Source organism: Nocardia sp. NPDC049707, assembly GCF_040674855.1.
Taxonomy (GTDB): domain Bacteria; phylum Actinomycetota; class Actinomycetes; order Mycobacteriales; family Mycobacteriaceae; genus Nocardia.
In genome coordinates, this window is record NZ_JBFANN010000019.1 from 107,120 (window position 1) to 117,938 (window position 10,819).

General features: G+C 63.9%; 9 protein-coding genes and 1 pseudogene. 4 read left to right on the forward strand and 6 right to left on the reverse strand.

All coding sequences use genetic code 11. From position 1 onward, the window contains the following. The first annotated feature begins 296 nt into the window (after window positions 1–296). Window positions 297–983, forward strand: coding sequence for a TetR/AcrR family transcriptional regulator (locus AB0J29_RS18835; RefSeq protein WP_364787277.1), 687 nt, complete (start codon window positions 297–299; stop codon window positions 981–983). A 57-nt stretch (window positions 984–1,040) separates the two neighbouring features. Here the strand turns inward: AB0J29_RS18835 and AB0J29_RS18840 are convergent, their stop codons facing one another. From AB0J29_RS18840 to AB0J29_RS18860, 5 genes are all read right to left on the reverse strand, one after another. Next, a complete protein-coding gene (locus tag AB0J29_RS18840; protein WP_364787280.1) occupies window positions 1,041–2,039 on the reverse strand; it encodes a hypothetical protein in 999 nt (332 codons plus the stop codon). A gap of 187 nt (window positions 2,040–2,226) precedes the next feature. Beyond that, on the reverse strand, window positions 2,227–3,498 hold the full coding sequence (locus tag AB0J29_RS18845) for an IS256 family transposase (protein WP_364787283.1): 1,272 nt from the start codon (window positions 3,496–3,498) through the stop codon (window positions 2,227–2,229). A 221-nt stretch (window positions 3,499–3,719) separates the two neighbouring features. Further along, window positions 3,720–4,724, reverse strand: a complete 1,005-nt coding sequence (locus tag AB0J29_RS18850; RefSeq protein ID WP_364787286.1) for a hypothetical protein — start codon at window positions 4,722–4,724, stop codon at window positions 3,720–3,722. 447 nt (window positions 4,725–5,171) lie between these two features. Next, on the reverse strand, window positions 5,172–6,374 hold the full coding sequence (locus AB0J29_RS18855; protein WP_364787289.1) for an amidohydrolase: 1,203 nt from the start codon (window positions 6,372–6,374) through the stop codon (window positions 5,172–5,174). After that, window positions 6,371–7,702, reverse strand: a complete 1,332-nt coding sequence (locus AB0J29_RS18860; RefSeq protein WP_364787292.1) for an MFS transporter — start codon at window positions 7,700–7,702, stop codon at window positions 6,371–6,373. The genes AB0J29_RS18855 and AB0J29_RS18860 overlap by 4 nt, the downstream gene beginning before the upstream one ends. Before the next feature lie 209 nt (window positions 7,703–7,911). Between AB0J29_RS18860 and AB0J29_RS18865 the strand changes: the two genes are divergently transcribed. After that, window positions 7,912–8,943, forward strand: a complete 1,032-nt coding sequence (locus AB0J29_RS18865; protein ID WP_364787295.1) for an Lrp/AsnC family transcriptional regulator — start codon at window positions 7,912–7,914, stop codon at window positions 8,941–8,943. 125 nt (window positions 8,944–9,068) lie between these two features. On the opposite strand, the gene AB0J29_RS18870 is transcribed toward AB0J29_RS18865, so the two are convergent. Further along, complete coding sequence (locus AB0J29_RS18870; RefSeq protein WP_364787298.1) at window positions 9,069–9,923, reverse strand: universal stress protein; 855 nt, start codon at window positions 9,921–9,923, stop codon at window positions 9,069–9,071. Between the two features lie 92 nt (window positions 9,924–10,015). Here AB0J29_RS18870 and AB0J29_RS18875 point away from each other — a divergent pair, with 92 nt between their 5' ends. Together AB0J29_RS18875 and AB0J29_RS18880 are read left to right on the forward strand one after the other, a co-directional pair. Beyond that, the gene (locus AB0J29_RS18875; RefSeq protein WP_364787315.1) at window positions 10,016–10,396 is read left to right on the forward strand and encodes a hypothetical protein; all 381 of its coding nucleotides are present in this window, start codon (window positions 10,016–10,018) and stop codon (window positions 10,394–10,396) included. 295 nt (window positions 10,397–10,691) lie between these two features. Next, window positions 10,692–10,819 (forward strand): annotated as a pseudogene (locus tag AB0J29_RS18880) (pyridoxamine 5'-phosphate oxidase family protein); the annotation flags it as partial.

The following is a 10,819-nucleotide window of genomic DNA, read 5'->3' on the forward strand; positions in this document are numbered from 1 at the left end:
CCGGTGCTGACGCAGTGGTCGTCGCCTCGGTCGATGCGCATCGAGATGGTGCCGCTGTCAGAGCGGCTGGTCATGCGTAGTGCCGGAGGCTCATTGTTCGATGACGGCCTCGGCTGAATAAGTGTGCGATTCATGGCGGTTGGTCGACTATTTCGAGATGAACGGTTGATACGGGGAGCGCGCGGCGGCGACTCGGCGCATAATGCTAATACTGACTGTGCACTCAGTCAACAACGGGTTGTGGCAGTCAGTCGATGCTAAAGTGTCCGGAAATTTGGGCGAGGAGGGGCGGGATCGTGAGTGGGCGTGCGACGGGACCAGGCAAGTCGGGCGCGATTCTCGATATCTTCACGCGCCATGTCGCCGAGAAGGGCTACGACGGAACCAGCTTCAGCGATGTCGCAAGTGAGTTGGGCATCTCTCAAGGCTTGATCGTGCACCATTACGGCACGAAGGCGCGGTTGTTGGAAGCCCTGCACATCTCCTACATGCGCCGCCGGATCGATGAGGCAGAACGCATCATGTCGGAGTTCGCAACGCCGACCGAGCAGCTCGCCGGGCTGTTGCATGCGGCCGTGCTCTACCAGGTGCATGATCGAAATCGGACCGTCGCATTCCAGCGCGAGGTCGCACGGCTCGCGCAGGAGGATGAGAATTCCGAGGGGCGCAAGCTGCGCAGGGATTACATAGGAATCCTGCACGGCGTGCTCGATGCGGGCATTGCGTCCGGTGAGTTCCGGCCTGTCGATATCAGTATCCGGAGCCTGCTCATCTTCGGTGCCGCACAATGGGCGTGGACGTGGTTCGAGCCGGAAGGGCGTAGCTCGGCCGAGCAGGTCGGTGCTGAACTGGTAGATCTCACTCTTGGATCCCTGTTGCTGGATCGGACATCGCTGCCGCGCCTCAGCGATCCCGACGGCCGACTTGTCGCAGCGGTAATCACGATCATCACCGCCCCGGGCGCGCCGAAATCGGAGCAATGACCGTGCTCCGGGAGATTCATCGATCTGTCGGTGCTGCCAGGCAGTCCGCGATCTGCCTCAGGGACGAAGTGAGCGCACCTCGAGTACCTCGTCGAGTGGTCGTCGGGGTGTCGGGGCCGGTTCGCTGTCCTCGGGCGTGATGCCGATGCGGATCACGACCTGGGGTACGTCCGGGTTGGGAATCAGGTCGGCGATTGCCGAACGGCTGGCGACAAGTTCGGTGATATGGGTGAGTGCGCAGGTGGCCAGGCCACGGGCGGTGCATTCGAGCAGCACCTCCGACAGCGCCTCACCGGTCCGCAGCCACTGTACCGGCGTCTCACCGAGGGTGCTGAGCACTATCAGTCGGGACTGGTCCTCGAGCTGCCCGCGACGCAGCGAATACGGCGCGGGCGGAAAGTCGCGGCCGACATCTACCCTCGCCGCCTCGGCATCCGATGCCAACGCCGCCGCGGGGACACCCTCCTTGACATCTGAATGTCCACTCCACCAATGCAATTCGGTCTGGTACGGCATATCATAGCGACGCAACGCGGTGGCGTGGTCGGTGGCAGCGGCGACCCGGGGTCGATCGCTTTCGGCGACCTCGTCGACGGCCACATGATGTGGTCTCGCCAGCTCGCGAATGGCGTCGAGTGCATCGATCCAGCCGGGCGGAGCCAGCATCGGTAACCGGTCGGTGCGGCGTTCGCGAATGGCGCGGATCCGGGCGGCCGTCGTGTTCAGCGCGCCAGGCCACGGGCGGAATTCGAGCGTGGCCAAATGCTCCGGCAGATTCGGATCGGGTATCCGGATGACATCGGCGAACCAGCCCATCGACAGGAAGGCCAGGCGGGCATGGTCGAGTACGGCACCGCAGCTGATCGTCAATTGCCTGCCGAGGGGATCGGCGGAACGCAGCAGTCGGTCGGTATCGCTGAACAGATGCAATCGTTCGCCGTCGAACACCCAGCGCCACGGCTGGGTATTGTGCACCGAGGGGGCACGACAGGCGAGCATCAGTGCCATTCGTACAGTCCGCAGCTCGGGAGTGCCAGCACGATCGCTTGCGTTCATTCCTCGAGTCTCGCCCTCGCCCCCGTACCCCACCACGGCCAGTGCGCACCCATTCGAGGGCCAATTGTCACCGCATCCCCGGTCGCCGAGCGCACCGCCGACGACCAGATTCGCCACATGATTTCTATGGACGATGTGCGGCGCGGGAGTGTCGGAATTTTTGTGGGCAGAACGGTGAATTGTCCTGCTAGTTTCCGGTTATCCGCTCACCGTAGAACAGGGCGAGCGTGTTGAGTATATCCTTCCATCCACTGATCCTTCCAGTGATATTCTGCTGGTTTTTCAGCGGGTTTCGTATAACGAGGTAGAGCACTTTTAGTGCGGCTTGCTCGTTGGGGAAATGTCCGCGCCGCCGGGTCGCTTGCCGGAACCTGGCGTTCAGGCTTTCGATCGCGTTCGTGGTGTACACCAGTTTCCGGATCGGTGCCGGGAACCTGAGGAACGGCGTGAATTGTTCCCAGCTGTTGCGCCAAACGGCGATCATCGCCGGATATTTGGGTTCCCATTCGTCAGCGAACTCGGCGAAAAGGTATTCGGCGGCCTCGACCGTGGGCGCGGTGTAGATCGCGCGCAGTTCGGTGGTGATCCGGCTCCAGTATTTTCGTGAGGAGTATTTGAGGCTCGCGCGCACGAGATGGACAACGCATTGCTGGACATCGGCCAGTGGCCAGGTGTCGTTGATCGCCTCGGGGAGTCCTTTGAGCCCGTCGCAGCAGACGATCATGACATCGGCGACCCCGCGATTACGCAGCTCGCCCAGGACACCGGCCCAATGCTTGGCCCCTTCACCGCCGGCGCCGACCCACAACCCCAGCACCTCCCGTTCCCCAGCCAGGGTGACACCGACCGCCACGTAGATCGGCCGATTCACCACCCGCCCGTCCCGAATCTTCACGAAAAGAGCATCGATCAGCACGACCGGATACACACGTTCCAGCGGCCGCGACTGCCATTCATTCATTTCCTCGATCACCCTATCGGTGATCTTCGAAATCAACTCCCGCGATACCTCCACATCATAGATCTCCGACAGATGCTTCCGAATTTCCCCGGTTGTCAACCCTTTCGCATACAGAGAGATGATCGACTCATCGAAACCCTCCACCCGCCGGGAATGCTTCGGAACCATCCGCGGCTCGAATTCCGAGTTCCGATCCCGCGGCACATCGATCCGTACCGATCCGATATCGGTATGCACCGTCTTCTTCGACCGCCCGTTGCGATGGTTCCCGTCTCCACGGACCGGACTGTCACCCTTGGAATAGCCGAGATGCTCGTCCATTTCGGCGTTCAACGCCGTTTCCAGAACGGTTTTCGTGATCTGGGACAACAAACCACCCGGCCCGGCCAGCGACACCCCTTCTTTCCGCGCCTTATCGATCAATTCCTGGGCGATCCGGACATCCAGACCGTCCGCTGCCGACAGCCCCCCGGCCGCCAGCGTCGACTCCTCCGACACAATGATCCCTTCCGCTGAGACACGCTGCCCCAGCCTCTCCGATCACCGCCCCGCCCACAAGATCTCAGACAGTCCCTGCGGCGCTGGATCTGGTGCCGAATGAGGCAATCGAGGCCGTCGCATTTCTCGCACGGTATGGAGAAGGTGAGAATATTGCGCTTCGAGGGACAAACGCGACCATGCATTGGCCCCCGAATGTGCCTGATCGACTGGCAGTCTGCCTATTGGTGCTTCATCGTCAGGATATCGGTGAGTGGACGGCGGGGGGTTGGTGGGAGGTCGGGTTCGTCGTCGGGGGTGGTGCCGACGCGGATGACTACCTGGGGGATCCCGGAATGAGGGAGCATGCTCGCGATGACCTTTCGGGCCGAGGGCGTTTCGGTGATGTGGGTCATCGGGCAATTCGCCAGCCCAGCGGTCGTGCATTCGAGCAGCACAGCGGAGAGTGCTTCACCGGTGTGCAGCCACGCAGTGACGGATTCGCGGGGCGAGCTCAGCACCAGCAGGCGCGCGTGGTCCTCGAGGGTGCCGCGGCGAGCCGAATGTGGTGTGGATGGGAAGGTGCGGTTGATGCCGACGCGGGCGAATTCGGCATCGGAGACCAGGGATTCGCGGGGGACACCTTCCGTGTCGCCGGAATGTCCGGTCCACCAATGCAATTCGGCCTGGTACTCCATGTCGTACCGGCGGACCGCGGTGGCGTGTTCGGAGACCACGGTGAGCTTCGCGTGCGCACTGTCGTCGAGGAGATCCAGTTCGAGGTCGTGTGGTGTCACCAGCATGCGCCCGGTGTGCAGGAGTTGCGATAAGCCGGCGGGGGCGAGCAGGGGCAGTCGGTCGGTGCGCCGCTGATCTATGGCGCGGGCTCGGGCGAGCACGCCGATCGGCGGTTCGGGCCACGGCCGGAATTCGATAACCGCCAGGTAGTCGGTGCGGCTTGTGTCGGGCAGGCGGGTGGTGTCGGTGTGCCAGCCCTTGGCGGCGAACACGGTACGCACATGATGCAACATCGCGCCACAGCTGATCACGAGTTGCCGCCCCAGCGGGTCCGCCGAGGTCATGAGTCGGTCGTTGTCGCGGTACAGGTGCAGCCGGAGGCCGTCGAATACCCAGCGCCACGGTTGAGAGTTGTGCAGTGATGGCGCTCGGCTGGCCATGCGCACGGCCGCCAGCACCGTCGGATGGTCCGGCACGGAACGTACGGGGGAGGGGCTGGTATCGGTCATATTTCCGAGTCTCGCCGCGCGCTGTGCCGGTCGATATGGGCCTTGCGCCTGTTCTCGAGGGTCCATGGTCACCCGCGGTCGACGCGGGCGTTCGGTCACGATGTCGCGCTCGTGGCCCAGCTGAAAACTGTCGTTGGTGGATCAATCCTGCCGTTCGCGGCTGGATGACCCACTACGGGCGGTTCTGCCGGTCCGAACTCAACGGACTGCCGCGGCACATCAATTTCTACTGATGCGTTGGGCGCGACGGAAGTTCAAGCGGCTACGGTCGTGCAGAAGGCCAAGAAGTGGTGGGCCGAACTGACTCGGCGACAGTCCGGGCTGTTCGCCCATTGGGCATGGATGACCGACTTCTGAACGGATTGGATGAGACGAGCGGAGTGACGGGCGACTGTCTGCTCCGTTCTGTGGGAGCCCGGAGGTGCGATTCCCCCGGGCCACCCGGCGTCATTGCTCGAGTCCGGGCCAGCGGTCTCGTGCTGCGTGGAGGAGTCGGGCACGTTGCACGGGATCGAGCCCGATCTCGACACCGACAAGCGCGAGCGCCGATGCCCCGTCGAGAACGGCTGCGTCAGCGGATGGCGACGTGCCGTGCTCAGCGAACTCCGCGGTGTGGTGCACGGCGTCGCCGACGTTGTAGCCGATTGTCGGGTGGATCGACGGGATCACCTGCGAGATATTGCCCATGTCGGTCGACGCAATGTATTCACCGGCACGGGAGATCGGAGATCGTTGCAATCGTTGGAGTGCGCGTACGTAGGCGCCGGTCAGGTCGTAGTCCTGCAGGAGATCTGCAAACTCCTCACCGCACGCGGTGATGGTCAGGTCGGTCTCGGTCGCGATGGCACCGGCTTCCAGGCATGCTTTGACCCTCGCCTGGGTTCGGCGCAGTTCGGGGAGCGTTCTGGCACGAATCTCTACCGTCGCTGCGGTTTGCGCCGGAATGACGTTCGGTGACTGCCCACCTTCTGTGACAATGCAGGAGACGATCACCCCCGGTTCGAGCTGTTGCCGCAGCAGGCCGATGGCGTGGTACGCGATCGAGATGGCGTCCAAAGCGTTCGTGCCCTCCCAGGGGGCTGTCGCGGCGTGCGACGGTTTGCCCATGTAGCGCACGGTCATCTGGGTCATCGCGAGTGACGAGCCGCCGACCTCGTCCTGAGCGCCGGCGTGGACCATCATGGCGACGGCGACATCGTCAAAGACTCCCTCCCGTAGGAGGATTGCCTTTCCCCCGCCGGCTTCTTCGGCAGGGGTGCCGACTAGTTTGACCCGGACTCCGAGCCGATCGGCTACTGTCGCGAGTGCGAGGGCACCGCCGACGGCGGCAGCGGCGTTTACATTGTGGCCACAGGCGTGCCCGATCCCGGGGAGCGCATCGTATTCCGCGCACAGACCGACCGTGAGCTCGCCGTTTCCATAAGTGGCGGTGAAGGCGGTGTCCAGACCACCGGCACAACCTTCCACGGTGAAGCCCGCCGCGCTCATCAGGGCGGTGATCTTTCCGCATGAGCGGAACTCGGCGAAGGAGATCTCCGGCTCCCGGTGCAGGCTGTGGCTCAGTTCGAGGATTCGGTCGGACCAGCGCGCCACCGCAGCTTCGATCGCTGCCGCGATATGGTCGGCCGCGGTTGTCTTGACCGTGGTCACCGCTGGACTCCTCTCATCCGGTAGCACAGGCCCAATCCTGCGCCGACCAATGCGACACTGGCGCAGACGGACCACACCCAGAGATAGGCGTGCAGGGTGACTCCGGAGGATGTCTGGTTCGCAGAGATGATCGCCCCCACCACCGACGCTCCGATTGCAGCGCCGAAGGACAGTGCGAGCTCATTGATGCCGGCCGCCATAGCGGTGTCGCGGTCAGCAACGCACTCGACGCACAGCGCGCGCGTCGAAGCCTGGTATCCACCGAAGCCGAATCCGAGAAGCGCGATCGCCACGAGGTATTGCGCGGGCGTCTCGTGCAGCACCAGAAGACTGAGAAACGCTGCGGCGATGACCACTCCGGAAAGTGCCAGCGTGTAACGCTCGCCGAGCCTGCGAAGCAGTGTTGCAGTGGACAGGGAACTGCCCAGCGCGAACACGTTCAGCGCCAAGGCGACCAGCGCGATCGCTTGTGGACCGTAGGACAGCCCGATCCCGGACTCGGCAGATGATGAGCCGAGGAATATTGCATTCGCGCCGAAGAACCCGATCGTCGAGAATGCCAGGCAAAAGGTGACACCGGAAACGATGGCTACCGGTGGGTTGGTCAGCATCCGCATATTCACCAGCGGCGTCGTCGCTCGAGAGTCGGCGACGATCCACGTCGCGAGCATCAGCAGTCCTGCGACCAGCGCGCAGACGGTTCGCAGGGAGGTCCATCCCCACAGCCCACCGAGCGACAGCGCAGTGACGACTCCGACGAGCCCCGCGGCCAACAGTGCGAATTGCAGTACGGGAAACCGCTCACCGATGCGAGGAGCACCGTCCGGGAGAATCACGCCTGCGACAACCGCCAGAACCGCCACCGGTACCGCCGCCCACAAGCCCAGCGTCGCCGAGTGCTCACTGAGGGAACCCGACACGACCCCGCCCAGGCCTACCGCAGCGGTCAATACCCCGACCAAGACCCCTACTCCGAATCGCCGCTGTTCAGGAGCCCTGTGCCGCAGGATGCCGATGAGCAGCGGCATGAAGCCGACGACAGCGGCCTGCAAGACCACACCGACCGAAAGGGTGAACAGGCTCGTTCGGACCGCCATCAGCACGGTTCCGACAGCTACGAGAGCAATGGAGATCCGCAAGTAGCGTCGATATCCGTACGCGTCTCCGAGCTTGGCCAGCAGCGGTGTCCAGATGGCGAACGCGAGCTGCGAGAGCAGGTAGATCCTGGTCTGCCCGGCTGGGGTGATGTGCAGGCTCTCACCCAGTGACGGAAGCAGGGGCGTCAAGTACCCCTGGGTGACACCGCTGAGCAGCTCGACGAACACCATCGAGCCCAGAAGCGCTGTGATCGGCAGCCGCCGCTGGTCGGCTATGTCCGTACCAGGTGGTGATTGTGTCGACATGAATGGACCTCGACAGTGGAAGGGGCCTGTAGACCAGGACGCGCCGGGTAGCGCACGACCACTATCGGTGACTCACATCACCCAACCTCGAGAATGGCCGGTATTGAACATAATGGATTGGCATGATGCCTGAAATGAACACACAGGTCGGGTCCGAGCTGGATATCGCGATCGTTGACGCACTTCAGGTCAATCCGCGTGCCGACTGGGCCGATCTCGCGCAGGCGATTCGGCACACACCGAAGACCCTGGCGAGGCGCTGGCGCATCATGTCTGAAGACGGCTCGGCCTGGGTCGCGCTCGTCCCAGGCCCGGCTTTCATCCGCTACGGATGTGCCGCCTTCGTGACCGTCACGTGCCATTCGCAACTCAAACGCAAGGTCGCCGCCGCTTTGATCGCCGAGCCGGCGATCGTCTCCATGTCGAGCACCTCCGGCGAGGCTGACTTCCTCCTCGACGTCTTCGCACCCACCCTCGACCGCCTCACCCGGCTGCTCGACGAACGAATCGATCCCATCGAGGGGATCGTTTCGACCACCGTGATGATCGCGCTGGCGACCTTCAGGGAAGGCTCACGCTGGCGGGTGCAGGCCCTCGACCTGCACCAATCCGCCCTTTTGAGCAAACCCCATCCAGTCAATCCACGACGCGTGGTGCCTCCACTCGATGCCCTCGACCACCAGCTTCTCGAATGCCTCGCCCATGACGGACGACGGCCCTGGACCGACCTCGCCGAACGCTGCGGAACCACGGGACCGACCGTCCGTCGTCGTGTCGAACGAATGATCGGCTCCGGCCGTATCGCCCTGCGCTGCGAAGGCGCAGAGGTTCTCACTGGGCCAGTGGTACCAACGACATTCATGATTGCGGCACCACCGAATCAGCTGAACACGATCGGGGAATCCCTCGCCGGTCTGCCGAGATGCCGTGTTGCTGAGGCGATCACAGGAAAATCGAACATACTCATGACCATGTGGCTCAGGTCCACCACAGACATTGCCGCCTTCGCAGCCGCATTGGCCCGTGAATTCCCGGGTGTCGTCATCACCGACACCCTTGTCACTCTTCGAACTTACAAACGAGGCGGCCGCATCCTCGATATCAACGGACGTGCAAGCGAGGTGGTGGCGTCGACTTCGATCTTCGCCGACATCGACGTTCCGTAGGGTTTCGAGCAGAGGACCACTGTCCATCTGGCGGCACGCTCGGGAAGCTCCATCCTGCGCAGGGGGCTACACCCTCATCGACCCCCTCGGTGACGGTGCGCGATGAATGACTACCCGCGCAGTCCTCAGGACCGGCACACCAGGACCGGGCAGGTGGTGTGGTGCAGCAGGTCACGGCTCGTCGATCCGAACAGCAGCGCCTTCGGGGTCGGGTAGCCATGGGTGCCGACGACGAGCAGTTGCACATCGCGTGCCAGCTCGTTCAACACCGAACGGGCCAGGCCGGGGACCGGCATTTCGATCACCTCGACATCCGGATACTCCGTGCGCCAGCCTGCCAGTGACTCGGCCAACACAGTGCGTTCCTCCTCGCCGCGGTCGAGGTGGTAACCCACCGGTTCGATGCGCGACGGCCAGCAGTGCACTGCGGTCAGCGGCACCTCGAGTGCCGCGGCGATTTCGAAGGCGCGGGCAATGGCCGGGACGCTGAGCTCGGTTCCGTCGATGCCGACGGCCACCGGCTTACCGCGCGGAATGGGCCTGCCGTTCGCGCCGCGCCACACTCCGACCGGGCAATGCGCATGCCGGGCGACACGCATGGTGGTCGGCCCGACCAGCCGCTGTCCGAAGGCGGTCCGTGCGCCGACCACAACGATGCGGGCGTGTGTGCTCAATGCCACCAGCGCTTCGGCGGGCGACCCCTCGGGACGTACCGCGCTGACGGTCAACTCCGGATCGCAGGTGTGCACGAGTGTGCGGATGCGGTCGAGGGCTGCGCCGGCGGCATCCGACGAGTGCGGCGAACGGATACGCGCGGCCAACTGCCGTGCGGGCGTAACTCCATGCGGCAGCGCGAAGGTGAGTAGCAGCGACGCACGCAGGGCGGAGGCCAGATAGGCCGCCCAGCGTGCCGCGTTCATGGCCGTCGGTGTTTCGTCCACGCCGACAACGATCATGTTGTGGTCGGCTCTGATACTCATCGTTGCGCACCCCTTGCCGCGGGTTATGCCACTACGACTAACGCCGCGCGGTCCACTTTCGCTGCCGTGCGGTCGACACGGTAGGGGAATTGGTGCTCGGTAACGAGGTCCTCGGTCAACCGGTCCAGGCGTCTCGGCGCGGGCCCGCGCTATTGCGCCCCTTCGTCGGTGGATACCGGAAGATGTTGTGCGCATATGGCTTCCACGAATTCACCAACGGTGGTATCGGGCAGGCGGCGGACAGGTCGGCTTCGGTGACGATGCCGATTGGATGTCGCTCACCATCGCAGATCGGCAAAGCGCCGCCATCGAGCATCCGCGGCGCGGCGGTCGGCCTGGTGTCGCGGACCGTAAAGCTGTCGGGGCATACGTCGGTGCGAAGCCTCGCGAAGTACGCGCGGGTGTCCGACGAGGGACTGCGGCGCTATCAAGCCGATAGCGACCCGGCCGCTCGTCGCCGGCCGGGTCGCTGAGGTGGTGCTGCCTCTCGTATACGGCTTGGGTAGCTCAGCCGATCAGGCTCCGTAGTGCCGCGATAATTGTGTTGCCGAAGTGGATTCGCGAGGGCCGAAAGTCGCCCGGCGGGAATCGACAGTGGTAGCGGCGGCCACCGCAGCGTCGATGTGACAAGGCCGGAGTCCTCGATTCATGGGACCTTCGCCCCTGTTCGGCGCTGCCGCGGCATGGTGAGACTGCTTAGGTTGCCTGCTGAAAGGAGATTGTGTGGTGAGTACATCCGAGCTGTGGTCGACCGGGGGGTGCGCGAGCGTGAACGAGCTCGCTGCGACCGGCTCCCCCCAGCGCGCGGTTGTCGAGCTCGATCGGACGTCGGCATTGAACCTGCTCGCGTCCATCCCGATCGGTCGAGTGGTGTTCAGCCGCAACGCATTACCGGC

Excerpts from the sequence above, each read along its gene's own strand:
- AB0J29_RS18840 (WP_364787280.1), bottom strand. The coding sequence starts at position 2,039 with ATGAACGCAAGCGATCGTGCTGGCACTCCCGAGCTGCGGACTGTACGA.
- AB0J29_RS18850 (WP_364787286.1), bottom strand. The coding sequence starts at position 4,724 with ATGACCGATACCAGCCCCTCCCCCGTACGTTCCGTGCCGGACCATCCG.
- AB0J29_RS18860 (WP_364787292.1), bottom strand. The coding sequence starts at position 7,702 with ATGGTGTTCGTCGAGCTGCTCAGCGGTGTCACCCAGGGGTACTTGACG.
- AB0J29_RS18865 (WP_364787295.1), top strand. The coding sequence starts at position 7,912 with ATGAACACACAGGTCGGGTCCGAGCTGGATATCGCGATCGTTGACGCA.
- AB0J29_RS18870 (WP_364787298.1), bottom strand. The coding sequence starts at position 9,923 with ATGAGTATCAGAGCCGACCACAACATGATCGTTGTCGGCGTGGACGAA.